The sequence below is a fragment of the Paenibacillus etheri genome, from assembly GCF_001012825.1.
Taxonomy (GTDB): domain Bacteria; phylum Bacillota; class Bacilli; order Paenibacillales; family Paenibacillaceae; genus Paenibacillus_AQ; species Paenibacillus_AQ etheri.
Map to the genome: position 1 here is coordinate 463,507 of NZ_LCZJ02000018.1, position 24,331 is coordinate 487,837.

General features: G+C 40.1%; 23 protein-coding genes. 17 read left to right on the forward strand and 6 right to left on the reverse strand.

Annotated elements, in window-relative coordinates; all coding sequences use genetic code 11:
• Positions 1-8: 8 nt before the first annotated feature.
• A complete protein-coding gene (locus UQ64_RS07635) occupies positions 9-920 on the reverse strand; it encodes a LacI family DNA-binding transcriptional regulator (RefSeq protein WP_060622854.1) in 912 nt (303 codons plus the stop codon).
• A 310-nt stretch (positions 921-1,230) separates the two neighbouring features.
• Between UQ64_RS07635 and UQ64_RS07640 the strand changes: the two genes are divergently transcribed.
• Positions 1,231-1,782, forward strand: coding sequence for a polymer-forming cytoskeletal protein (locus UQ64_RS07640; protein ID WP_060622855.1), 552 nt, complete (start codon positions 1,231-1,233; stop codon positions 1,780-1,782).
• Between the two features lie 138 nt (positions 1,783-1,920).
• Positions 1,921-2,166, forward strand: a complete 246-nt coding sequence (locus UQ64_RS07645) for a hypothetical protein (RefSeq protein WP_042189863.1) — start codon at positions 1,921-1,923, stop codon at positions 2,164-2,166.
• Between the two features lie 58 nt (positions 2,167-2,224).
• On the opposite strand, the gene UQ64_RS07650 is transcribed toward UQ64_RS07645, so the two are convergent.
• The gene (locus UQ64_RS07650) at positions 2,225-2,842 is read right to left on the reverse strand and encodes a histidine phosphatase family protein (protein ID WP_060622856.1); all 618 of its coding nucleotides are present in this window, start codon (positions 2,840-2,842) and stop codon (positions 2,225-2,227) included.
• Between the two features lie 156 nt (positions 2,843-2,998).
• On the opposite strand from UQ64_RS07650, the gene UQ64_RS07655 reads away from it, so the two are divergent.
• Positions 2,999-3,904 carry a LysR family transcriptional regulator gene (locus UQ64_RS07655; protein WP_060622857.1) on the forward strand — a complete coding sequence of 302 codons (906 nt, stop codon included), beginning with the start codon at positions 2,999-3,001 and terminating at the stop codon, positions 3,902-3,904.
• A 64-nt stretch (positions 3,905-3,968) separates the two neighbouring features.
• Here UQ64_RS07655 and UQ64_RS07660 read toward each other — a convergent pair whose 3' ends face one another.
• Genes UQ64_RS07660 through UQ64_RS07670 form a run of 3 tightly spaced genes read right to left on the reverse strand, consistent with a single transcriptional unit; the run spans position 3,969 to position 8,802 of the window.
• A complete protein-coding gene (locus UQ64_RS07660) occupies positions 3,969-5,798 on the reverse strand; it encodes an ABC transporter ATP-binding protein (RefSeq protein WP_060622858.1) in 1,830 nt (609 codons plus the stop codon).
• Positions 5,795-7,636: an ABC transporter ATP-binding protein gene (locus UQ64_RS07665; protein ID WP_060622859.1), complete on the reverse strand. Its 1,842-nt coding sequence runs from the start codon at positions 7,634-7,636 to the stop codon at positions 5,795-5,797. The genes UQ64_RS07660 and UQ64_RS07665 overlap by 4 nt, the downstream gene beginning before the upstream one ends.
• Positions 7,637-7,674: 38 nt before the next feature.
• A complete protein-coding gene (locus UQ64_RS07670) occupies positions 7,675-8,802 on the reverse strand; it encodes a helix-turn-helix domain-containing protein (RefSeq protein WP_156417483.1) in 1,128 nt (375 codons plus the stop codon).
• Between the two features lie 183 nt (positions 8,803-8,985).
• Between UQ64_RS07670 and UQ64_RS07675 the strand changes: the two genes are divergently transcribed.
• The 7 genes from UQ64_RS07675 (at position 8,986) to rbsB (ending at position 15,472) form a co-directional block, all read left to right on the forward strand.
• The gene (locus UQ64_RS07675) at positions 8,986-9,471 is read left to right on the forward strand and encodes a DinB family protein (protein ID WP_245237877.1); all 486 of its coding nucleotides are present in this window, start codon (positions 8,986-8,988) and stop codon (positions 9,469-9,471) included.
• 312 nt (positions 9,472-9,783) lie between these two features.
• Positions 9,784-10,764 (forward strand): LacI family DNA-binding transcriptional regulator, encoded by a 981-nt coding sequence (locus UQ64_RS07680; protein ID WP_060622862.1) that lies wholly within the window; start codon positions 9,784-9,786, stop codon positions 10,762-10,764.
• Positions 10,765-10,791: 27 nt separating this feature from the next.
• Positions 10,792-11,670: a ribokinase gene (gene rbsK, locus UQ64_RS07685; protein ID WP_060622863.1), complete on the forward strand. Its 879-nt coding sequence runs from the start codon at positions 10,792-10,794 to the stop codon at positions 11,668-11,670.
• Positions 11,671-11,672: 2 nt separating this feature from the next.
• The gene (gene rbsD / locus UQ64_RS07690; protein WP_060622864.1) at positions 11,673-12,071 is read left to right on the forward strand and encodes a D-ribose pyranase; all 399 of its coding nucleotides are present in this window, start codon (positions 11,673-11,675) and stop codon (positions 12,069-12,071) included.
• Positions 12,072-12,089: 18 nt separating this feature from the next.
• A complete protein-coding gene (locus UQ64_RS07695; RefSeq protein ID WP_060622865.1) occupies positions 12,090-13,571 on the forward strand; it encodes a sugar ABC transporter ATP-binding protein in 1,482 nt (493 codons plus the stop codon).
• Positions 13,572-13,573: 2 nt separating this feature from the next.
• Entirely contained in the window at positions 13,574-14,542 is a 969-nt protein-coding gene (locus UQ64_RS07700) for an ABC transporter permease subunit (RefSeq protein WP_060622866.1), read from the forward strand.
• Positions 14,543-14,554: 12 nt separating this feature from the next.
• Positions 14,555-15,472, forward strand: a complete 918-nt coding sequence (gene rbsB / locus UQ64_RS07705; RefSeq protein WP_060622867.1) for a ribose ABC transporter substrate-binding protein RbsB — start codon at positions 14,555-14,557, stop codon at positions 15,470-15,472.
• Positions 15,473-15,540: 68 nt separating this feature from the next.
• Here rbsB and UQ64_RS07710 read toward each other — a convergent pair whose 3' ends face one another.
• A complete protein-coding gene (locus tag UQ64_RS07710; protein WP_245237878.1) occupies positions 15,541-17,349 on the reverse strand; it encodes an LTA synthase family protein in 1,809 nt (602 codons plus the stop codon).
• Between the two features lie 267 nt (positions 17,350-17,616).
• On the opposite strand from UQ64_RS07710, the gene UQ64_RS07715 reads away from it, so the two are divergent.
• The 7 genes from UQ64_RS07715 to UQ64_RS07745 all read left to right on the forward strand — a co-directional run bounded on the left by UQ64_RS07715 (position 17,617) and on the right by UQ64_RS07745 (position 24,327).
• Positions 17,617-18,165 carry a sigma-70 family RNA polymerase sigma factor gene (locus UQ64_RS07715; protein WP_060623259.1) on the forward strand — a complete coding sequence of 183 codons (549 nt, stop codon included), beginning with the start codon at positions 17,617-17,619 and terminating at the stop codon, positions 18,163-18,165.
• Complete coding sequence (locus tag UQ64_RS07720; RefSeq protein WP_060622869.1) at positions 18,155-19,453, forward strand: DUF4179 domain-containing protein; 1,299 nt, start codon at positions 18,155-18,157, stop codon at positions 19,451-19,453. The genes UQ64_RS07715 and UQ64_RS07720 overlap by 11 nt, the downstream gene beginning before the upstream one ends.
• 68 nt (positions 19,454-19,521) lie before the next feature.
• Positions 19,522-19,983: a hypothetical protein gene (locus tag UQ64_RS07725; protein WP_060622870.1), complete on the forward strand. Its 462-nt coding sequence runs from the start codon at positions 19,522-19,524 to the stop codon at positions 19,981-19,983.
• Positions 19,984-20,138: 155 nt separating this feature from the next.
• The gene (locus UQ64_RS07730; RefSeq protein WP_060622871.1) at positions 20,139-20,624 is read left to right on the forward strand and encodes a hypothetical protein; all 486 of its coding nucleotides are present in this window, start codon (positions 20,139-20,141) and stop codon (positions 20,622-20,624) included.
• 193 nt (positions 20,625-20,817) lie between these two features.
• Positions 20,818-22,788, forward strand: a complete 1,971-nt coding sequence (locus tag UQ64_RS07735; RefSeq protein WP_060622872.1) for a serine hydrolase domain-containing protein — start codon at positions 20,818-20,820, stop codon at positions 22,786-22,788.
• A 145-nt stretch (positions 22,789-22,933) separates the two neighbouring features.
• Positions 22,934-23,665, forward strand: coding sequence for a class I SAM-dependent DNA methyltransferase (locus UQ64_RS07740; RefSeq protein ID WP_060622873.1), 732 nt, complete (start codon positions 22,934-22,936; stop codon positions 23,663-23,665).
• A 65-nt stretch (positions 23,666-23,730) separates the two neighbouring features.
• Positions 23,731-24,327, forward strand: a complete 597-nt coding sequence (locus tag UQ64_RS07745; RefSeq protein ID WP_060622874.1) for a hypothetical protein — start codon at positions 23,731-23,733, stop codon at positions 24,325-24,327.
• Positions 24,328-24,331: the final 4 nt, after the last annotated feature.

Below are 24,331 nucleotides of genomic sequence, written 5' to 3' on the forward strand. Positions count from 1 at the left end.
GAAAAAAATTAATCAACCCAATAACGATTATCCACTTGTTCAGAGTAGTCAGGACGATGTAATAATTCTTGCATCAGTTCAAAAGCAGTGGCAGCTTTATCCCCTGTGAATACAAATTTCTGAACATTTTCACCAAGCATTTCTGGGCAATTACAGGTACAAAGAACAGAAAGACGAGAGAATACTCCGGATTTTTCAACATAACTTCCGATAAACTCATTAATAACTATGGCCTCTTTGTAGATCCCCTCCGATAAGATTGTATTCAATTCCTCCAGATTGTGAACTTTGAATATCGCTTTTTTAGGTAAAGGAAGACTGTCTTGGATAAATTGAGTGAGCAGAGAGTTATTGAAACTCTCCATAATTAAACATACCTGTGAAAGATCCTTAGGCATTATTTTTTGGAGCGCTGAACGATAATTGTAAAGAACTTGCTTAAACAGTTTATCTTCAATCATGCTGTCGATTAAAATCAAGGGGATGCCTTCTACAAAATGCTTGGAAATCGAATAGAAGGATTCATCGCGGACATCGATCAGAAAGACCGCTTCGAGTTTTCTTTCGACGATGATATCTAAAGAAGGATGGTCAGTACCGAGAGAGTATAACAGCGTATGATATCCGGCATCCGTTAAACGCTGTTCCAGAGCACGAATAAATGTGAACTGGGCATAGAGTTTCCAAGGTGGCATATAAGCAGAATTATTGACAAGTACGCCTATCAATCCCGTTTTTTTATTGGCAAGCGAACGGGCTGCTAGATTAGGAATGTAATGAAGCTCTTCGGCAAGTAACAGAATTTGATTGCGGGTTTTCTCAGGAATGGTTTGGTTATCGACGCGGTTCAGAACATAGCTTACCGTTGCAACGGAGACATTAGCTCGTAGCGCGATGTCCTTCATTGTAGTCTTTTTCACCAGTAAACTTCTCCCTTGCTGAGATATTTATTTCCAAATATTATCACTAAAACTTGAGAAGAGTCAACGAGTGACTTTATACCAAGAAGAAAATGATTCTTGTGATCATTTTAATAATTTGGGTAAATAGATTTAAGAACCTAAATTAGTCAGCGAGAAGAGGTGTAACTCATGGATACGAATTCTACACAAGAAGAAAGAGCGCTGTGAAATCGCTTTATATACTGACACAAATTTGTGAAATCATTCACTTAATTATTAAGAATTTTAATATATAATTAATTCATAATCAAAATTAGGGGGAATCGAAATGAAACTATTTAAAATGATTTTAGTGGCAGGGGTTTCGGTAGCGGTATTGGCTGGTTGTGGTGCAAATGAGGATAAAGCAACCAATTCGGCGGCAACTTCAGCTCCGGCTGCTGAGCAGACCGATGCAGTCACTACTGCCTCGATCGTGAATCAAGCAGATGCATTTACTAAGGCTGTAAGCAAAGATGGAAACTGGATTATTGCTATTCTAAATGATGTCACGATTGCTGAAGAGGTTGTTGTAGCTGGAGAATTCCATGATAAAGGAGCCGCTGATGGCGACATTTACCGTAAGATTGCCCTTTACTCGCAAGACGCTGATCACAAGATCACTGCCAGTTATACACTAACGGTACCTAAGTTTACTGTACAGAGTGAGAATTTGAAAGTTGAAGGCGGAACGATTAAAGGCGATGTATATGTAGAAGCGAAAGGTTTTACTCTGCCTGAAACCGCAACGATTGATGGTAACCTTTACTTCACAAGCGAGGATCTGAAAGCATCTGCAAAGATTGATGGAAAAGTGACTGGAACAACAGAAGTTAAATAATTTCGTAATCAACTCATACAGTAGAAGCCAATCCATAGACTATGGGTTGGCTTTTTTCTTTTTGTGATTATGTGATCTTCAGTTGATTTTCTTAATATTGAACTTATAATATTACTACCACTACTAGGAGGAACACATATGTCTAAGGAGTATTCACGTACGTATATTGAGAGTGTAAAGCTTGAAATGTTAAATAGATTGGGACTTAAGCAAGTGTTCTTTAAGGAGCAAATAGGTGACGGTCTGATTTTTGAAGCGGTGGGATTTGATAAAGGGAGCAAACATCGTTTTTGCGTTAGACCGAAGACGAAAACGATTGACGAATTCATTTCAGGAAAATGGATGAAGGTCCGTAGCTTTACAATCAAAAGTGTAGAGATTTAAAGTTGAAGTCTAAAAAGGTAACCCCGTCTAAATCGGAGTTGCCTTTTTTTAGATTGATTTATTGATAATGTGATGTATCGCCGTACAGATTAATGGTTGTATTGTTGTCAGTTAGGGTTATTTTACATAATGCTGTGGAGAGAATATCCGGTAAATCCCCTATTTCCTGCAATGATTTATTAAGAAAATGAGCCATAATGACTTTCAGGGTCATCCGATGTGTGACAATAAGCACCTCAAGTCCTTCGTTATCTTTAATGATACGCTCAATAGTCGGCGTCACTCTTTGTTCAAGCTGACTATAGGTCTCACCTGGGGCTAGAGGAATAAAAAGATCAGGTCTGGTGAAAAAATGGGAGTACTGTAAAGGATATTCTTGTTCAATCTGATCTGTGTTCATTCCTTCCCAAATGCCCATGTTAATTTCCATTAAAGAAGCTTGCTGTTGAATCGATAAACTCCGATTTCCTCGTAAAATCTGCGCAGTATGCAATGCTCTTGGACTAGTACTAGAATAGATTGCTCCTAAATTTTCGCCTTCTAAACGATCTCTCAACCATTCCGCTTGCTGTTCGCCCAAGGTTGTTAACGCTGAATTTTGATGTCCTTGCATTCTTTTCTGCAAATTCCATTCGGTCTGCCCGTGGCGGGTTAAAAATAATACTGTCTCTTTCATTAAAGAAACCTCCCCTTTGAATAGTTGTAAGTATAAGATAAATAATTATAAATAAACAATATATAATAGTTAATATCCATAATGTATAGTTATAGTAAGAAAGCCGAAGGACCGTTAAAAAAAGATTTTATTTTATATAGTTAGGGAGAAATTAGGATGAACTATCATGTATTAAAATTGTTTTATTACGTTGCGATAACAGGAAGTGTGACCAAAGCCTCCGAACGTTTACACATCAGTCAACCGGCTATCTCCGCGCAGATCCGTAAGTTTGAACGGGAGAATAATATTTTATTATTAGAGGTCAAAGGCAAGAGAATGGTGCTCACACCGATTGGAAAAAGACTAATTGATCCGCTTGAGAAGTTTTTTGCCATGGGTGATCAAATACAGAAAATCATTGAGGATTATCATAATTATCCCGAGGGGAGTATTCGGATCGCAGGTAATTATCTGGCCACTAGCATATTCATTCCCCGGTGGGCGTCATTATTCAAGCAATCTTTTCCAGAAGTCAAAATTCAGATCACTACTACTAATTCTCATGAAGTCATGGAACAATTAAATAACTTTGAAGCAGATGTAGTCATTTATAGTGATATGGCGTTTCCTTCACATCATACTGGGGTATTCGAACATCGGGAGTTATACAAGGATGAGTATGTGTTTGTAGTTTCTTCAAATCACTCTTTTGCCAGGCAGGAGGTTAGCTTTGAGGAAGTGATGGCTGAAGCATTTATTATGAGGGAGGAAGGCAGTGCAGCCAGAGAGAGACTTGTACAATTATGTGAAGAACGAAAGGTACAACAACCAAAGATCGAGCTTCAATTTAATGGAGTAAATGAGGTTATTCAAGCCGTGATTGCCGGGTATGGGATTAGTTTTGTATCCGCTTTGTTAGCAAAGCCTTATCTTGATCAAGGAACGTTAGCCAAGGTAGAAGTAGAAAATGTGGTTTCCAAGCATTCGATATGGATGGGCTCCAGAAAGAAGGAACTTCAGGAAAGCTATATTCAGTCATTTATTACACTCGTCATGAAACAATTGAAAGAAAAGAAATAATTTATACACCCATTTAGCTCATACACCTTAATTAATGAATTATGATGTATGAGCTGATCTGGAATCATAGATGTGAATGTAATTGAAGCAACTCATGTTCACTAATGTCTTCTGCTTCAGAAGATTTAAATTGAATGTTATATAATTGTGAGTATAGCCCATTCATTTCTAATAAAGACTCATGTGTACCTTCCTCAACAATGGAGCCCTGATCTAATACGATAATTCTAGAGGCTTCACGAATGGTGGATAGTCTGTGTGCAATAACTAATGTGGTTCGATTCTTCATTAACAAATCAAGAGATTGCTGAATCATTCGCTCAGATTCGTTATCGAGTGCGGAAGTGGCTTCATCTAGAAGAAGGAGTGGAGCATCACGAAGAAAAGCTCTGGCAATGGCTATGCGTTGTCTTTGTCCACCAGATAGAGTCGATCCATGTTCACCTAGGATAGTGTCATAACCACCCTTCATCTTCGTAATAAACTCTTCTGCACCTGCGAGCCGAGCGGCTTCTCGAATATCCTCTTCGCTAGCTGTACTAGAACTGAAGGCGATATTGTCTCGTATAGTTCCTGAGAACAAATAAGGGGTTTGGGGAACATAGGTAATCATTGCACGTGCTTCTTCGAGCTGATCATGTACAGACTTTCCATAAACTGAGATGCTTCCTGCAGTAGGCTCATAAAGTCCATTACATAATCGAACGAGCGTCGTCTTCCCTGATCCGCTTGGCCCGACAACCGCGATAGTTTCTCCATGTTGTATATGAATATTTAGCCCTGTAAATAGTGATGCTTCATTATCCTTTTTACCCGAATAGCTGTAGTGGACATCCTCTATTTGTAAGGCAGCCACCTCTACAGAAGCTAATGGTGAAGAGCTGGATTCTGGCAAAGGATGAGCAGCTCCTTCATCAGGTGCATCTAGTATAGCGAATACGCGGTCAGCCGCACCTAAAGCCTCCTGCACACCTCCCCATGTTTGAGACATATGGACAAAAGGCCATTGGACTCTACCCATCAAAATAATAAAAGCGAGTACTTCACCTGCTGATGTTCCGCCACTTAGCGCTGATAACGCAATTAAAGCGGCGCATATTACCATTACGAGATTGTTGATAAAGGCGGAAGATTGCCATAAGAGACCATTTAGAAGCGATTTTCGCAGCTGCATTCTTCTTAACTTCTCACGTTCTAACGCATATTTCTTTAAGAGAGTTTCTTCAAGCGAAAAGGCTCTGACGACCTTCATTCCTTGAAGCGTTTCTTGTAAAATTCCACGTAATTCCGCCTCTTTTGCATAAATTTGAGTAGATAATTTTCGTAATCTGCGGTCAAAGAAACGTCCGGAAAGAAAAACAAGAGGGCCCGATCCAAGAGCTAACAGGGCGATCCAGACATCCATTTTGGCCAAATATAGAAAGGAAATGAAACACAGAAGTAGATTATAGCCTAAATCGTATACAATGCTGTTTATCATCCCCATGGCCATCCCTGCATCCTTAGTGTTACGCGAAGTCAAATCACCTGAATGCATGGACTGAAGGTAACGGAATGGAATTCGGTGGCTTTTGTCAAACAGCTTCGCACGAATATCCCAAGCCATCCGACTCTGCATAACGAAGCGGAAGTAATGCTGCAGCATAAGACAGCAGATAATAATGACACAAGCAATGGCACAGATTACAGTTATGCGTGTTAATGCATCCATATTGGCGTTGTTGATCGTATCAATAAACACTTGCTGAATGGCTGCAAAGCCTATGTCCATTACCAGCTTAGCAGAGAGCAGGAGTACAGCCACAATAAATCCAATGCGATAAGGACTAGCATAAGAGATTAATCTACGCAGAGCATACCTCAGTTTAAGATTCTTGGATTCCCCCTCGTTCATAGCTCTTCCTCCCTGACCGGAGTAGAAATATCAGCCTTCTTCATTGAGGTCTCAACCATATTGTAATACTGGCCTTGTAAAGTCATTAACTCCAGATGAGTTCCAGCTTCAACAATAGAACCCGCCTCCATATAATAAATGTGATCTGCATTTCTGATGGTAGATAGTCTATGCGCGATAACAACCGTTGTACGATCATGCATGAGTTCTTGCAGGGCCTGGCCGACAATCTCCTCATTATGGCTATCAAGTGCAGCTGTGGGTTCATCAAGAAGGAGAAGCTTAGGCGCTCGGACAAATGCTCTGGCAATAGATAGCCGCTGCCTTTCTCCGCCAGATAAGGTATGCCCTCGTTCCCCAATGGAAGTCTGATATTGAAGTGGGGTTCTCATAATATAATCGTGTATCCCCGCACTTTTTGATGCTTTAATAATTTCTTCATAGGTTGCGTCAGGTCTTCCCCATGCAATATTTTCATATAGGGTTCCAGTGAACAGATAAGGCTCTTGAGATACATAAGCCAAATGATTACGCCAAGCCCGAGGGGAGATGCGGCTTAACGGTAACTTACCAGATTGGATGACCCCTTCATTAGGTTCATAGGTTGCGAGTATTAATTGAAGGAGGGTACTTTTTCCACTGCCGCTAGGACCGGCAAACGCAGTTACTTTACCTGGTTCAATGGTTAGATTGACGTTAGTTAATACTTGATGATTACCATAATGAAAACCGACGTTCTCAAAGGTGATAGGGTATAAGCCACTAATGGCTTGATTGTTATTTATCAGCATTTCGTGATGAGAATCATCCCTATTACACTCAAGGCTTTCGTCTTCTTCTTGTAAATCAAGGACCTCAAACAACCGCTTACCTTGCGCCAGTGAGGCTTGTAATTCAGTCCATAGATTAGCTAGCTTTGATACAGGGTTTGTAATTTGCTCGAAACAAATCAGAAATGCCGCCACTGCACCCACATCTAATCTCCCTTGGATAACTAGATATCCGCCATAGGAGAGCACATACAGTAGCCCACTGAGAATAACAGCAAAGGGCATATTATAGCCTACAGCTTCCAATCGTGTGACTGGTAAATGAATGTTGAAATATTGCCTAACGCGTTGTGTGAATTGATTTTGAAGCTTGGGAGCCAGGGAGAAGGCACGCACAACTTCAGCGCCTTGTACTGTATCCTGAATAAACATTTGCTGAGCGGTTTCAATTTGCTGTCTTTGCTCGTGCATGGAACGTAGGCGGGAAGTAAAGGGAATCATCACGAGTGGAACAAGCGAGCAAATCAATATAGTTCCGAGCGTTAAGGCATATTGGAGTGAGAGCAGATAAGTTAAGAGAAATGTAATTTGCATCAGATTACTGAATAGTTCGATGGTCTTCTGATTGATACCTTGCTGGGCAGCTGGGGCAGAATCATTGATACGACTAATGAGATCAGCAGAATGATAACGGTCCAAATCTTTCATCTGTACATTTAATAATCTAGCTAGCAGTGATACCTGAAGCTTAGAGGTCGACTTGAATTCAAGCACACCTGATAAGTAAGTGAGTAAGAAGCTGGCTAGAGCATCTACAATAACGATTACTAGAGCAAAAATGCCGCCGGATATTAAAAAGGACATGTTCTGATTCGTAGCAGCGTTGATTATACGTCGTAAAGATTCGGCTATCCCAACTGTTGCAAGGGAAACGACGGCTGCTAAGAGACACAATATGAGGTACCAACCTAAATAGGGTTTTCCAAGTTTCAATAAACGCATAAAAGTGTTAGAAACTACGCTGGATTTTTTAATCGAGTCTGCTTCTATGTTTGTAGATCCATTCATTTTAGACCCTCCCCACTATGGTTTGAATTTGCTGCGGTTCACTTAAAAGGAGGTTCCTCATCGAGCATGACTTTTGTGGTGACGGCAAGTAATGCTCTCAATTTATCCATTCGAAGATGGTAATATAATCGATGATCCGTTCTTTTTAATTCGATAAGGTCTAAAAAGAATAGGAAGTTGGCATGATAAGTTACCGCCGCGGGCGTTATGCCAAGTGCTGATGCAATTTCTTGTCCATAGTGAGGGCGATTCCTTAAGAGCAGCAAGAAGTCTAAACGTCGTTTATCCGAGAATGCTTTTAAAAAAAGTTCGGTTTTCTCTCGATCAGCAGCAGGTCCGAATACATGATCATTAAAAATGCCGAAGATAACCCAAGCGATACGAGAACTTCCTGCGTAAAAGAAGAGAACATGATTTCCAACTTGTGAGAAGAAGCTGACATGAAAAGTAGTGGGAACATCATAAACTGCAGGTTCATTTTTGTTGATATCACGAATGAATCTTTCAGGATTCGCTTGGAACAGACCTTCATAACGCTGAGAGGCTTGTTCAGACTCCCTTTTTAACTCCTCTTTCCAAAGTGAAAAGACATCCTTGTAGAACTGGTTTAAGAGCTGCATATAACGTAGCTTAGTTTCTTCGGGATAAGCAAGACACTCTAGTAATGGCCCCTGCGCTTCAATCACATCCAGCTGCGGTTTTGTTCTTGCCACAAGCTCAGCCATTAAGCGGGTATCCTTCTTAACGATTTCCCAATCGTTTCCTTCTAGCAACTCATCTAATTTATCGTAATACACACCATATACCATTTCAGCGACTACCTTTTCTGCTGGACTCTTTTCCAGTCGATTTATCCATGCTTCAGCTGTTTGTGGTTCTGGACAGGTGCAAATGGATTCATAGAAAGCAAAATCGAGTGCTTTATGAAAAAAGTTGTACTGGAAAAAAAACTGAAGTTCTCGGTAGGAGTGAGGTGACAACCGTGCTCGTGCATCTTTATGATAAGACAACGCTTGTGGGTCCATTTCAAGTTTGTAATCCTCTGCTGCCTTAAGCAACTGCTCTTCACAAGCAATCATTCCCATAGAAACAATGAATTCCAAAGCTTCGTTGTACGCAAATTTTATGTTCGATAGTAAGGTATCTTTCATGTTATCTTCCATCATAGCCTCCGTTATTTCTTGTTATAAATATTAAATGTTGGGATAATGTGACTAATATTTAATCAATACTTAATGTTAAAATAAACCATTCGTTTTCTTTTGTAAAGGGATATTTTACAATTCGCACTAACTGCTGGGATTCGATTGTTGTGCATGGTAAACTATGGATAAAACATAGGAGGGGCTATGATGGATCAAATCGTGTTCAAACAAATTGAATTTGTGCGTAGTGTTACTGTTCGTGCTGTTGAAGAACTTTCCGAGGAAATGCTAGATATCATTCCACAGGGCTTTAATAACAACATTAGATGGAACTTGGGACATATTTATTTAGTGCAAGAGAAGTTCGCTTTTCATTCCGCCAGGGAGCTTATGCAATTGCCGGAAAGCTTTGAACGATTATTTGCGAAAGGGACTAAACCTGCAGAGTGGCGCGAGAAATCACCAACACTTGAAGTGTTAATTGAGATGCTTTCGGAGCAACCGAAACGTATTCAGGAAGCTATGCACAATCGCTTAAGTGAACAAGTAACCCCTCTTACAACCGGTAGTGGATTAACCTTAAATTCAATCGGAGAATTCATAAATTTCACGCTTTATCATGAAGGGATGCACTTCAATTCAATCAAACTATTAAATCGATTTGCAGATAACAGTCTTAGAGATCTTTAGAAGCCGAAAGTCTAGTGCCAAGGAGGTAACGTAAGCTTATTTAGGGAGAATAGACCGAACCTTTGTTTAAATTAAAGTGATCATGAATATGGAAAGTTTTTTGTATTTGAAGATCTGGATGGTAATTTATTTGATGTTTGGGAACACCATGATTGTGAACTGATTTATTAGCCTTTCTAAGGATATCGATTTCATATCGATATCCTTTGTTATATATTGGAACAAAAAAAGATTTGTAATGAAAACGGTTTTATGATAATCTAATCAATGTAATACATGTAACCGGTTACACATTGGGGGATGAAATGAATCATGATGACGATTAAAGATGTTGCGAAAAAAGCTGGGGTGTCGGTAGCAACCGTTTCAAGGGTAATAAATGAATCTGGTTATGTGAATATCGATACTCGAAAAAAGGTTGAGGCAGCGATCAAAGAAATGAATTATACCCCTAATGAGGTTGCCAGATCTTTATATAAACGGAAATCTAAATTAATCGGACTTTTATTACCTGACATTACGAACCCATTCTTTCCGCAATTAGCACGTGGGATAGAAGACCGGATGCAGGAGCATGGTTATCGGATTATTTTTGGTAATAGTGATGAGAACGAGGAAAAGGAATTGGATTATATTCAAACCTTTATCCAAAATAATGTCATTGGCATGATCTCATCCACTAATTTTCCTGAGAAAGATATTTATTCTAACTTGAAAATTCCGGTTGTCTTTCTTGACCGTACTTCAAATGACAGTCCCTCCGTATATGCAGATGGCAGAAAGGGAGGACGCATTGCCGCTCAAGAAATCATTGCACGGGGAAGCAGCAAGATTACAGTCATGCAAGGACCGGCGCATATTAAACCGGCGCAGGATCGATTTCAAGGTGCAATTGAAGTGCTTGATGAAATGGGAATCACCTATCATGTGATTCAGACTTCATCTTTCTCCCACACAGAAGCGGAACAATGGGCTGTAGAATTATTTGATAAATATATAGATACAGATGGAGTAATTGCCAGTAATGATATCGTGGCGACAGCAGTTATTCATGAAGCACATCGTTTAGGTAAAAGAGTGCCGCAGGATCTCCAAATCATTGGATTTGATGATATCCCACTTAGCAGTTTGTTGTCACCTTCGCTATCAACCATTCGTCAGCCGGCGCATGACATGGGCCGAGAAGCGGCTGGTTTACTTATTAAGTTAATTGAGCAAGATAAGGTAGAAGATAAAATCATTCAATTACCCGTCAGCTTTGTGGAGCGGGAAACAACAAGAAGTATAGAATAGATGACAACATAAGAAAGGTTGATGGACATGGCTAAGATTTGTGTAATTGGAAGTTGCTCTATGGATTTGGTGGTGACCTCATCCAAGCGACCTCACGCAGGGGAGACTGTTCTTGGAGAGAGCTTCGCTACCGTTCCAGGAGGCAAGGGAGCGAATCAAGCTGTAGCTGCTTCGCGTCTAGGGGCCGAAGTTATGATGATTGGTTGTGTAGGTGAAGATTTCTATGGTACGGAGATCATGGAGAATCTTAAGAGAAATCGGGTTCTTATCACAAATGTGGAACCGGTTACACATACCGAAAGCGGGACAGCTCACATCATTTTAGCAGAAGGTGATAATAGCATTATTGTTGTAAAAGGAGCAAATGATTTAGTTACTCCTACGTTGGTTGAGCGAGCGCTTGATGTAATTAAAGGCTCTGATATGGTGCTAATCCAACAAGAAATACCTGAAGAAACAGTGTCTTATGTAAGTGAGCTGTGCCATAAATTTAATATACCTATGCTGCTTAATCCGGCACCTGCTCGTCCTATCAGTGACACGATTATAGAAAATGCTGCCTATCTGACGCCTAACGAACATGAATGTACGATTTTATTCCCTGGGATGAGTACTACAGATGCCTTACGGAAATATCCCAACAAGCTATTTATAACAGAAGGAAGCAATGGCGTACGATTTTACGATGGAGAACAAGAAGTTCTGGTTCCCACTTACAAAGTGAATGCTATAGATACGACTGGAGCTGGAGATACTTTTAATGCGGCATTTGCAGTTGCTTTAGCTGAGGGCAGCTCCATTCCGGATAGTGTAAAGTTTGCCAATCGAGCAGCATCTTTATCCGTTACTAAATTTGGTGCTCAAGGTGGTATGCCAACAAGAGCAGAAGTGGAGGCGAATCTGTAACTATGAAGAAACACGGGATATTAAATAGCCATATTTCCAAAGTGCTTGCGGACTTAGGTCATACCGATACAATTGTCATCGCAGATGTTGGACTTCCAGTTCCACCAGGTGTTCCGAAGATTGATCTGGCGGTTAAACTAGGGGTTCCTAGCTTCCAAGATATCGTTGACATTATTTCAGAGGATATGGTCATCGAAAAGGTGATCGTTGCAAAGGAATTAGAGACTGATAATAAAGTCACCTCTCAATACTTGAATAATAAATTTAAGGAAATACCGATAGAAGCGTATTCACATGAGCAATTTAAGCAGCTGACCCAGCAGGCAAAGGTTATCATTCGTACGGGTGAAGCTAAGCCGTATGCCAACTGCATTCTACAAGCCGGGGTCTATTTTGGATAAAAAGGGGGTTCGAAGTGTATGCACATTACGATGAAAGATATTCATAAGTCTTTTGGCGCTAACCGTGTATTAACCGGTGTGGATTTTGAACTTAAGGATGGTGAAGTTCATGCCCTGATGGGTGAGAATGGCGCAGGTAAGTCTACGCTGATGAATATTCTGATCGGTTTGCACCAACGTGACCAAGGTACCATTCGTATAGATGATCAGGAGAAATACTTTGCAAATCCCAAAGAGGCAGAACAATATGGAATTGCATTTATCCATCAGGAGCTAAATGTATGGCCGGATATGACGGTTCTGGATAACCTGTTTATTGGCAAGGAACGAACATCCAAATTCGGCCTGTTAAATAGGAAAGAGATGAAAGCGTTAGCAAATGAACAGTTTGCTAAGCTCTCAGTGACCATTCCTTTGAACCAAGAGGCGGGGGAATGTTCGGTAGGTGAAAAACAGATGATAGAGATCGCTAAAGCGCTTATGACGCATGCAAAAGTTATTGTCATGGACGAGCCTACCGCTGCATTAACCGAGAGAGAAATACAGAAACTATTCGAAGTCATTGCCTCACTGAAGAAAGAAGGCGTCTCTATCGTCTATATTTCGCATCGGATGGAAGAGATTTTTACAATATGTGATCGAATCACTGTTATGCGGGACGGGAAAACCGTAGATACGAAGCCTATTCCTGAAACTAACTTTGACGATGTAGTTCGGAAGATGGTAGGTCGTGAATTAACAGACCGATTCCCTGAGCGAACTTCTAAACCTGGAGAAGTAGTTCTTGAAGTTAAGAATGCATCCAAGAAAGGGCAATTTAAAAATGCTAATTTCTCAGTGCGAGCTGGTGAAATCATAGGATTCTCTGGATTAATGGGATCTGGACGTACAGAAATGATGAGAACCTTATTCGGACTGGAATCTTTAGACCAAGGTGAGATTTGGGTGAAGGGACAGAAGGTTACCATCCGGAATCCCAATGACGCTATGCAAGCTGGAATCGGCTTTGTTACAGAAGACCGCAAAGATGAAGGGTTAATCCTAGATTTCTCTATTCGAGATAATATGGTGCTGACGAATTTATACGACTTCGCCCCTAAGGGTGTAATCAATGCTAAGAAGGAACAAGAATTCGTGGATATGCTTATTAAACGGCTGCAAATCAAGACACAATCATCATCGACTTTGGTCCGGAATTTATCTGGGGGTAATCAACAAAAAGTAGTTATCGCCAAATGGATTGGTATTGGCCTAAGTGTTCTTATCCTCGATGAGCCAACACGCGGCGTCGACGTTGGGGCTAAACGGGAAATCTATCAACTCATGAACGAATTAACCGAGCGTGGCGTCGCCATTATTATGGTATCCTCAGAACTTCCTGAAGTCCTAGGGATGAGTGACCGCATCGTAGTTGTTCATGAAGGGGAAATCAGTGGAGAACTTTCACAACAAGAAGCTACGCAAGAAAAAATCATGACGCTAGCTACAGGGGGGCAATAGTAATGACTACTATCAAAGATGAGAGTGTAAAAAAAGGGTTCCAAATGGGGCAAATCACGCAGAAATTAGGGCCATTACTAGGGCTAATCATTCTTATTATCATCGTAACTGTGCTGAATCCAAGCTTTATGGAACCTCTAAATATACTGAACTTACTTAGACAAGTCGCAATTAATGCGCTTATCGCTTTTGGAATGACCTTTGTTATTCTGACGGGTGGCATCGATTTATCAGTAGGCTCTATTCTAGCCTTATCCAGTGCCTTTACAGCCAATCTGATGTTATCAGGATGGGATCCAATCTTAGCTATTGTTGTGGGTTGTTTAGCGGGTGGACTGATGGGGATGGTCAACGGGCTAATGATTACGAAAGGCAGAATGGCGCCTTTTATCGCTACGCTGGCAACCATGACTATTTTCCGCGGCTTAACGCTTGTATACACGGATGGTAATCCAATCACGGGTCTCGGAGACAGTATGACGTTCCAATTGTTTGGCCGTGGATATTTACTGGGAATACCTGTACCTGCTATCACGATGATTATCGTATTCGCTGTCTTGTGGATTGTACTGCACAAAACGCCATTTGGCCGTAAAACGTATGCCATTGGTGGGAATGAGAAAGCATCCATTATTTCAGGGATTAAAGTAGACCGCATCAAAATAATGATCTATTCCTTAACGGGTATGTTATCCGCATTGGCTGGAGCTATCTTGACCTCCAGATTGAACTCGGCACAACCAACAGCGGGTACATCTTATGAACTGGATGCGATCGCAGCTGTAGTATTAGGGGGTACGAGCTTAACAGGTGGCCGTGGACGTATCGTAGGCACTTTGATTGGTGCTCTAATTATCGGGATTCTGAACAATGGATTGAACTTGCTCGGCGTATCTTCTTTTTACCAAATGGTAGTTAAAGGGATCGTTATTGCGATTGCTGTACTCATAGACCGTAAGAAAGCCGTATAAGGGGGATTCCACATGAAAAAGCTCACATTAATTTTTACTTCCTTACTCTTGATTCTTATGACTGGCTGTTCCTTAGAGCCTCCAGAGTGGGCTAAGCCTAATAGTGGTGGGGGCCCGGGGAATATGAAGATTGGATTATCCATATCTACCTTGAACAATCCGTTCTTTGTATCGGTTAAAGATGGAGTTTTGGCAGAAGCTAAGAAACTAGGGATGGAAGTTCTCGTGATCGATGCGCAGAATGATTCGGCCAAGCAAAGTAATGACGTTGAAGATTTAATGCAAAAAGGTGTAAATGCGCTGTTAATCAATCCAGTAGACTCTTCAGCAATCTCGACGGTTGTTCAGACGGCTAACAGCTTAAATATCCCAGTCGTTACTTTGGACCGTTCTGCAGATAAGGGAGATATTAAAGCCCTTGTTGCCTCTGATAATGTAAAAGGTGGATCGATGGCGGCAGAATATATTGTAGAGCAGCTTGGAAAAGGTGCAAAGGTCATTGAACTAGAAGGATCACCGGGAGCTTCAGCCACCCGTGAACGTGGGAAAGGATTCCATGAAATTGCCGACACACAGCTTGAAGTGATTGCGAAGCAAACCGCTGATTTTGACCGTACGAAAGGGTTGACCGTTATGGAGAACCTGCTCCAAGGAAATCCAGATGTACAAGCGGTTTTCGCTCATAATGATGAAATGGCTCTTGGTGCTATAGAGGCGATTCAGAGTTCAGGTAAGAATATTCCCGTCATCGGTTTTGATGGAAATGAAGATGCACTTAAATCCATAGAGGCGGGTAAACTCACAGGAACCGTTGCTCAGCAGCCTGCATTAATTGGACAGTTATCGATTCAAGCAGCGAAAGATGTGTTAGATGGCAAGACGGTTGAGAAACTGATTGCCGCACCTCTAAAACTGGTCGTAAAAGAATAAGTAAACGGATATAGAAAAACACTGCATACACCAATTTGGGGGATGCAGTGTTTTTGGTATATAAAAGCTTATTTTTCCTCAATCACTCTATCCGGTAACTGTGTCACATAACTATCGGACAAATGAAGAAGCTCTAACGCACGATCGAACTCATCTTCTGTCGTTTGTTGCGCGTGGTTACCATCGCCAGATAAGGTATAATGCTGACCGTCCTCGAAGCCACTGCCAGATAGGAAGAGCTCTTCATTATTGACGAAAGATCCTGTTGGCAGATAATAGCGCTGAGGAAGTAGGTTATAAGTCGATTGATTCAATAAATCTTGTCCGAAATGAATATGATCCGCAAGAGAAACACCCAATAAATTAGATACAGTAGGCAAAATATCCACTTGTCCGCCTAGCTGTTCTTTTACACTTGGCGTTGTAATTCCCTTTGCTGATAGGATCAACGGAATATTAATCAATTCGCGTTCCGTATATTCATGACCAAGAATTTCCTGTAATAAGACGTGATCGTTCTCTTTCAGAGAGAAGATAGGAAGTCCGCGGTGATCTCCGTACAATGCAATCAAGCTGTTATCCCATACCCCGTTTTGTTTGAGCTCATCGATAAAAAGTCCAAGTGCATAGTCAGCATAATTCTGAGCACGAATATAATCTCCGACTAACGTTCCTTCGAATCGTTCTGGAAGGGCCATTTTGTATTTATCCTCAGGGATCGAGAATGGATTATGCGCTGACATCGAAATAACATGAGAGTAGAAAGGCTGATCCTTCTGATCCATCCTTGCTAGCTCTGCAGCTGTTTTCTCATACAATACTTCATCAGAAGCCCCGTAAAATACAGTGTCCTCTTCACCATAGTATTCCTTATCGTAATATCGATTAAATCCTAAAGCATTATAAAGCTCGCCACGATTCCAAAAGTCGACTTCATTCGTATGGAATGTTGCCGTATCATAACCTATCGCTTGAAGTAGCTTAGGTAAGCTTGGAAGCTCTTTGGGCGCATACATTTGAGTGGCTGGACCATCGGGTGGAACATAGAAAGAAGTATTTACAATGAATTCGGCATCCGAAGTGTTTCCTTGTCCAACCTGCTGGTAGAAACGCGGAAAGTAGTAACTGCTAGCCGCGAGCTTATTCATATTCGGCGTAATTTCAACTCCGTCAATCTTAAGATTGATTAAGAAATTCTGGAAAGACTCCATCTGAAGAATGATCAGGTTCTTTCCTTTGGCGGCTCCAAATAAAACTGGATCAGTGGTAGATTGAATTCCTTTGGTCTCGTTAATCGCAGCTTGTGTAATCTTAGCGACGTCGATTTGTTCTTCCTCTTGATTGGCTAGCAGAGAGTAAGCTTCATAATTGAGAATGCCCATTTGCTCGGCTTTAACGGTTTCGTTCATACTGGCTCGGTTCGGAAAAATATTCATTGCGCAAATGACGATGGAAATACAGAACAAGATCGCAACCGCTTTCCGGTTACTTTTACGCGACATGGCTTTTTTCCAATTAAGGGCCTTTTGTTTTCTAAACATGACCAAACCAATGACAATGATATCCACAAAAATAAGCATATATTGCGGACGCATGACCGAGAAAATACTTTTCTTAACAGCTCCAACTTGCTTGACCTGATCTAATACTTGCGAAGTAGCAATAATGCCAAAATGATTATGATATACAATGAGTGAGAAAAATAGTGTAGTGATCAACACATTGACCAGCATGTAGATGGCAATTTTTCGTTTCGTTGCGAACCATTCAATCATGCAAAAGACTAGAAGCACAAAAGGGATTTCTTTTAGCCATGTGGTCCACGTAGGCCCGTCTTCAAAGAGAAAATACCAAGCAAAATAACTTTTAACTAGCATAATGAGAGAGAAAAATAATAGGGATCTTTTACTGAGAGTACGAGGTTCTTTAAACGGCATCTCTTATGCCCATCCTTTTCTTTTAGATTAGTTCATTCTATTACTTGAAGTGTTTAAAATCAACTAGATTGGGGTATAAGAGAAACTTATTTTCCTTAATATTACATTTGGGTGAATGATACCATAGATTTTATCTATAAAATTATTTTTATGGGAAATGAACTTTTTAAGGTACTCCTAACTCTTATAGGGGAGAGAGGTGAAGGCATGGATGTCGCGCGATGGGTAAAAAAAGCCAAGAAGGGGAATAAAGAAGCATTACTCCACTTAATCATGTCTGAAAAAGACGTTTATTATAGGCTAGCGTTCAGCTATATGAGGAATACACATGATGCCATGGATGCCATGGAGGAAATGATCGTCACGCTTTATGAAAAGATCGGTCAACTAAAGAAAGAAGAAGCTTTTTATAGCTGGAGTAAGACGATTCTGGTGAATGTCTGTAAACAACTACTTCATAAGCGCGGGAAGCTGGTGCTGTTAGAGGATTGGAGTAACGTTGACGATAGTGAATTAGACCAAGCTGTGAGTAGTGATCCTTATCGTAGAAGTGAGCAACAAATGGATATCGAGGCCTTGTTATTACAAGTAAATGAGCATCAAAGAGAAGCGATTCAATTAAAATATTTTCATGATCTCGATTATCAAACGATAGCTGACATTACAAAGGTTTCGCTAGGAACGGTTAAATCAAGAATTTACCATGGATTACAAACGCTCAAAAATCATTACAGAGGTGATGTTGATGAACAATAACGTCGAGCAACAATTAGCTGATGAGAAGACGCACATAGCGTCCATTACCGCACCTGAAGAATTAGAAATGAGATTAAGAAACGCTTTGAATTCGGCTCCCGCAAAAAGAACGAAAAGAATAGCATCGATTTGGAAGATCGCGGCAGTTGTGCTATTGGTGACAGTAATATCTGGACAAAACTACAATGCTTTTGCTTATTATGGCAAGCAGCTTTTTGGCTTTGATGAATTGCTTAATGGCACAACTTTACAACAGCTAAATGAAAAAGGGATGGGGCAAAACGTCAACAAGAAGACTACGTTAGTAGATGGGACGGAACTTACCATTAACGGAATTATGGCGGACGCCAATCAATTCATTATGTATTACACGTTAACTAATCCAAATGGATTAGAGGATATGTCTGTGGACGCTTTTAGACCCTCTAAAATAAGTGGTTTTTTAACTGATTCTAACGTAATAAGTGGTACATCATTAATCAATGAAGAGCATACGGAGATTAAAGGACAGATGTCGTTTGACAGGGTAAATCCATTTTCGAAAAAACTAACGTTACACTTTTGGCAGCAGCTAGAAGAAAACGGTCAGATGAGTGAAGGAACAGTTGCGTTCCCTTATAATCCCAATGAGGCCATGGAAACACAGATAAAACAATCGATCAATAAGAAGATTAAAGTCGACAAAGGTACGATTACCTTCAAGTCGATCACAGCTACACCAACGATGACTGTAATAAAAGGGAAGCTGGATGTCGATAATTTTGATCGAGTGAATCTAGGATTACATGGGGTACAATTAATTGTTAATGGAACGCCTGTAGAGATCTTGGGTAGTGGCAATCAAACCTCATTAGGTGGCAGAACCTTTGAGATTCGCTTCGACACATTGCCAACGGAGCTACATTCCATGCAACTAGTCGTTAAAGAGTTTACTGGATATCAGAAGCTGGACGGAAAGTATTCCCTGATTTCCATAAGTGATAAGCTTTTTTTGCTGGGCGACAAAGAATTATGGGTAAAGAATGTATCCAAAACCTCTCAGGGGATCGAAATAACGATCGCTACGGATGATGATGTGATGCTGGATGGTGTGTCTATAGGAACGAACAACGAGAATACGCCTTTAAAAACAACGATCAATCAGAAAGAGACAAAGCAAGTGGACGGCAAACTAATGAAGGAACGAACTTTATTATTTGATACACAAACGGAGCCTGAGTCACTACTTATAGAAGGAATGCATTACTTGAAGGCATACAATAAAGTGATTGAGATACCTGTTGATTAATAAGAGATGGCATATCCAAATATTATGAAATATAGTAAACTATAATAGTCTGAGAAAGTGAGGGATTAATGGATAATATTGGGGTATACAAAGTGAGTCGTCCTTCTTTAATATCACTTCTGTTATCAATGATTTTTTCAAGTGGCTTACTATTGACAAGCGTCATAAATAATATGGACGGAAAAGTACTTTCATATATCGGATTTTTTTGGATAATCTTTTGTCTGATAGTTGTAATCGTATTGCTCTATAGAATCATTACGATTAGAAGGTTCATTCAAATCAAGATTCTTTCGGACTCAATAATAGTTGAAAATAAAGAAATTGAAGCAAACCGAATTGAGAATATTTATGTAAAGGGCTATTTCAAGCCCGTAATAGGGATTAAGCCTGTAGATCATAAATTTGCTCCCTATAGATTATGTTTTAGTTTTCTTGACCAAGAATACTGGGGAATGAAAGAACTAACTAAATGGGCTGAATGTAATCAAGTTAAACTGTCTCACCAAAGATTTATGAGATGGCTCTAAGGGGCTGTGACAATATAAGGGGTGTTCCAAGAGCCTTGAAATGGCTGATGGGGCGCCCCGTCTTTTTTCATCTTCCTTCATCCAAACACCAAGATGTAATATCCATTTTTTATAACATATGGTAATCTATATGGACGTGAGAAAAGGAGGGGCACATGGATCATATAGGGGTTTATAGAGTAAGGCGTCCGTCGTTAATACCACTGCTGGTAAGCATCAGTGTGCTATTGGGTATTCAATTGTTTCAAATTTATAACCTGAACCATCGCTATACAGCTAGCGACGATTTAGTGCTTTCTTGTTTACTTTATGGTCAGGCTATTTTGTGTTTGATTGTTGCAATTGTTTTAGTCTACAGGATATTTACGATCAGAAGGGTTGTTGAAATTCAGATTCAACCGGAATCTATATTAATAGAAGATCTAAGCATAGAAGCAGATCGGATTAATGATATTTATATAAAAGGATATTTTAGTCCTGTAGTTGGGATTAGACCTAAAGAGAATAAATTTGTTCCTTATAAATTATGTTTTAATTTTTTGTCACAAAAAGATGAAGATGAAGTGATGAAACAGTTAAAAGCTTGGGCCGAACGAAATCAGATCAAAGTATCTCATAAGAATTTTTCGAGATGGCTATAAGCTAATCTAGACTAATATACGAAATGAAAGATACTGACCCTGGTTAGTGTCTTTTTGTTGATTAACCGACACGTCATATGACATGTAACAAAGCTAAGTGGTGACAGAACGTTTCTAGCTAGAATGACATTCCGTTTGTGATACTCAGAACAGGTTCAGTATTCACAAATCACCCTATAGAGGAGAATGGATTATGAAGAAAAAGACACGCAGGCTCAGCGTCATCGCACTAATATTATCAACAGCTGTATTTACAGCATGTTCAGCACCAGTCTCCACTAACGCAACCAGTTCGAAAGGATCTTTTAATGGAAAAGAAATTGAGGCTTTCGCGGACCCTATATTTGCGCAGAAAATGAAGGAATACAATGTGAACGGATCCAATTTTGTAGTGGTTAAAGACGGAAAGGTGCTCGTGAATAAAGGGTACGGATATGCGGACAAAGAAAAGAAAACACTTGTCGATAAGAATACCGTCTTTCAGATCGCATCCGTGTCGAAGACATTTACCGCTTTAGCAGCTCTGCAGCTAGTGGAACAAGGAAAGATGGATCTTGATCACGATATCAATGCGTATCTTGGCGGAATGAAAGTACCAAATGAAACGGAAACTCCGTTAACCTTAAGAAATATGTTATCTTACACAACGGGCTTTGATTACCCGGATAAAGCTAACTTTGTGGCACCGGAATATGTAGATCAAGACATCCCCATGAAAAAGTTTATGACGGAGCATATACCGACTGTCGTTCGGACGCCGGGTGAAGCGTATACCTATGATAATTTTGCCTTTTTACTTGCGGGCTATGCGATTGAGGAAGTAAGTGGTACCCCGTTTTATAAGTACATGGAGAACTATGTGTTCAAACCATTAGGAATGAACTCTACTAGTGCTCGATTTACCCCAGAGCTTTTAGTTAGAATGGCCACGCATTATGGACCAGATGGTAAACCGCATCCAACCTTTGGGCATGCGCCTACCGATGGGCCACAGGGCAGCATCCTTTCCACAGGAGAAGATATGGCTAAATATTTAACTCTTTTTCAACAACAAGGTAGTGTGAATGGGAAGCAAATCATTAGTAAAGAAACCACGAAGATGATGCAAACGTACTCTGTATTTGCGAATGAATCGCTTCCGATGACGACGATTGGAGGATTTGAAGGGTATCGTAATGATCTGATGAATGGATATCATGTGGTTCTCAAAGGTGGAAATATGCCTGGTCATCAATCACTGATCGTATTATTGCCTGAGGAGAATACGGCTTTCTACATGTCCTATAACAATGACACAATGATGAGCTTAGATATCTATGAAGCCTTGATGGATCACTATTTTCCTGAAAAGAAAGCTCCAGAGGCGCCCAAGTACCTTCCATTGAATGCTTCAGAAGCAACTAAATATACCGGAACTTATTTGAATACTAGATTCTATTTCTTGAAATCGAATTTTACTTATGCAGATGGCAATCTGATTATGGAAACTGGAACAAGCGGTACACATACGTTACGAATGATTAATCCGCTATTGTTCGAAGATGAATCCGGCAATAAATTAGCCTTTAAAAAAGATCATCAAGATCAGATCGAATACTTTTATTATACGAATCCTAATAGCCCAGACTTTGTTTCAGATGCTCTTAAGGTTCACACGAAGCCAGCATTCGCTGATGTATCTGAGGAGAGCGCTTATAAATCTTACATCGACAACCTGTATTCGCTGGATGTGATAAGTGCTAAATCTGGCAAAAATTTCGAACCACAGGGAACGATGACACAAGGTGAGTTTATGGATGCTCTAATTCTTGCCCATGGATGGTACAGCTTTCCTCATTTAATTGAGGGGAATAAAGAATTAACGAAAAAAGGAATCCCTGGTTTTGATCGTAATGCTGTCATCACAAGACAAGCAGCAGCCGTTATGATTCAAAATCTAAAACAAGCTAAGCAAGCTTCAGAAATTACGCTTAAAGGTGACACAGACTCATGGGCCACTGATTCGATCATAGCATTAGTGTCACAAGGTATTGTAGATCCTGATACAAAAGTGAATGTTGACGGGACTGTCGATTTTCGTTCTAAAAAGCCTTTGCTTCGCCAAGAAGCGGGTGCAATACTTGATCTTGCTTTTGGATACTATACATTGCCAATCAAACACTAAGGAATTGGACACCTCAAAGAGACTCTTTGAGGTGTTTTTTTTAATGATAGGTTTAAGTAGCTAAATGAAATCATCGGTAGTATTAGGTTGTTTTAAATGCTAAAATTACCCAAAAAGTATTTTCTTACAGCAAGGAGGTATTCTTTTGGATTACAAAGGGTCAGCGGTGTATGACAATGCAGATTTTTTCTATAACTATTTATTGAGAAGAAACAGAGCGGATAGCCCAAATAACATTATTGAAAAGCCGGTTATATATGATCTTATGGGTGATGTACTTGGGAAAAAGGTGCTCGATTTAGGATGCGGGGATGCTAAGTTCGGATATGAGTTGCTTGAGCAGGGATGTAACTTTTACGAAGGTGTGGAAGGTTCAAGTAATATGTTCAAAGCGGCAAAAGAACTGTTAAAAACATCTAAAAGTAAGATTCACCATGCTACTATGGAGAGTTGGAATTACCCAAAAGAGCAATATGATTTGGTAATTTCTCGATTGGCTATTCATTATTTACAAGACCTAAAACCAATCTTTGATAGTATCCGTAGTGCCCTTATCCCTAATGGTCAGTTTATTTTTAGTGTTCAGCATCCGGTTCTAACATCATCCATGAATAGTGCAACAACTTCAGAAAGAAAGTCGGACTGGATCGTCGATAACTATTTTGAAAGCGGTAAGAGAAAGGAGCCTTGGATTGGAGAAAGTGTAGTTAAGTACCACAGAACTTTTGAAGAGTATTTTCAGACACTGAAACATGTTGGATTTAAGATAGAGGATATTAGAGAATGCAAGCCGAATTCCCAGTTTTTTAATAGTGAAGGCGAGTATAAGAGAAGGATGAGAATCCCACTTTTTCTCGTGTTTAAATGTATAAAATAATTTGTTGAAGTAACGCTAGTCTAATGAGCATATGAATGCAAAGAATTGCAATAAGGAGGACTAAGATGAAACGGATGCAGTTTATACGCCCAACCGAGCATTACGATCAAAGAATTACAGATATCGATGAGCAGATTTGTGCATTGATAAAATCACGTAAGGAACGCTCGGATAATAATCCAGGATTCCCATCTTTTGAGTATATTTCAGATTGGGCGGCGAAGTTTGAACTCTACGAGGATTTCTTGAAAACGGTATTTGGGACATTATTTAGTGAAGAGCATTTTAAACCGATGGTCGAGCCTACTGGTTTTACAAAACATATTGCTGTTCTACAATCCATAGAGAAGGATGAGTTCTTCTATACGCTGACCTCTATACGACAATACAATAATGCTAGTGTTATCACGCTTAGTCTGGATTGGGATATTACCACTGAGCTATACTCTAATAAACCTAACCATTTTGAGTTATTTATAGATGAATCGTATGATTGTCGAATGACGAACGGCGGAAGTTCATCAGGACATGCAGCCTATAACTATGTAGTATCTCCGCCCCTCCCCGACGATATCTCCGGTATTAAATTAGAGTTCAGGGAATTTAGTTCACCCTTAAAGAGGGATGGGACAGGTACTGAAATTGTGTTTAAGGTAGAATAACTAT

Excerpts from the sequence above, each read along its gene's own strand:
- UQ64_RS07735 (WP_060622872.1), top strand. The coding sequence starts at position 20,818 with ATGAAGAAAAAGACACGCAGGCTCAGCGTCATCGCACTAATATTATCA.
- UQ64_RS07730 (WP_060622871.1), top strand. The coding sequence starts at position 20,139 with ATGGATCATATAGGGGTTTATAGAGTAAGGCGTCCGTCGTTAATACCA.
- UQ64_RS07665 (WP_060622859.1), bottom strand. The coding sequence starts at position 7,636 with ATGAATGGATCTACAAACATAGAAGCAGACTCGATTAAAAAATCCAGC.
- rbsB (WP_060622867.1), top strand. The coding sequence starts at position 14,555 with ATGAAAAAGCTCACATTAATTTTTACTTCCTTACTCTTGATTCTTATG.
- UQ64_RS07675 (WP_245237877.1), top strand. The coding sequence starts at position 8,986 with ATGATGGATCAAATCGTGTTCAAACAAATTGAATTTGTGCGTAGTGTT.
- UQ64_RS07715 (WP_060623259.1), top strand. The coding sequence starts at position 17,617 with ATGGATGTCGCGCGATGGGTAAAAAAAGCCAAGAAGGGGAATAAAGAA.
- UQ64_RS07655 (WP_060622857.1), top strand. The coding sequence starts at position 2,999 with ATGAACTATCATGTATTAAAATTGTTTTATTACGTTGCGATAACAGGA.
- UQ64_RS07680 (WP_060622862.1), top strand. The coding sequence starts at position 9,784 with ATGATGACGATTAAAGATGTTGCGAAAAAAGCTGGGGTGTCGGTAGCA.
- UQ64_RS07745 (WP_060622874.1), top strand. The coding sequence starts at position 23,731 with ATGAAACGGATGCAGTTTATACGCCCAACCGAGCATTACGATCAAAGA.
- UQ64_RS07710 (WP_245237878.1), bottom strand. The coding sequence starts at position 17,349 with ATGCTAGTTAAAAGTTATTTTGCTTGGTATTTTCTCTTTGAAGACGGG.
- rbsD (WP_060622864.1), top strand. The coding sequence starts at position 11,673 with ATGAAGAAACACGGGATATTAAATAGCCATATTTCCAAAGTGCTTGCG.
- UQ64_RS07725 (WP_060622870.1), top strand. The coding sequence starts at position 19,522 with ATGGATAATATTGGGGTATACAAAGTGAGTCGTCCTTCTTTAATATCA.
- UQ64_RS07700 (WP_060622866.1), top strand. The coding sequence starts at position 13,574 with ATGACTACTATCAAAGATGAGAGTGTAAAAAAAGGGTTCCAAATGGGG.
- UQ64_RS07720 (WP_060622869.1), top strand. The coding sequence starts at position 18,155 with ATGAACAATAACGTCGAGCAACAATTAGCTGATGAGAAGACGCACATA.
- UQ64_RS07660 (WP_060622858.1), bottom strand. The coding sequence starts at position 5,798 with ATGAACGAGGGGGAATCCAAGAATCTTAAACTGAGGTATGCTCTGCGT.
- UQ64_RS07645 (WP_042189863.1), top strand. The coding sequence starts at position 1,921 with ATGTCTAAGGAGTATTCACGTACGTATATTGAGAGTGTAAAGCTTGAA.
- UQ64_RS07670 (WP_156417483.1), bottom strand. The coding sequence starts at position 8,802 with ATGATGGAAGATAACATGAAAGATACCTTACTATCGAACATAAAATTT.
- UQ64_RS07695 (WP_060622865.1), top strand. The coding sequence starts at position 12,090 with ATGCACATTACGATGAAAGATATTCATAAGTCTTTTGGCGCTAACCGT.
- UQ64_RS07640 (WP_060622855.1), top strand. The coding sequence starts at position 1,231 with ATGAAACTATTTAAAATGATTTTAGTGGCAGGGGTTTCGGTAGCGGTA.
- rbsK (WP_060622863.1), top strand. The coding sequence starts at position 10,792 with ATGGCTAAGATTTGTGTAATTGGAAGTTGCTCTATGGATTTGGTGGTG.
- UQ64_RS07650 (WP_060622856.1), bottom strand. The coding sequence starts at position 2,842 with ATGAAAGAGACAGTATTATTTTTAACCCGCCACGGGCAGACCGAATGG.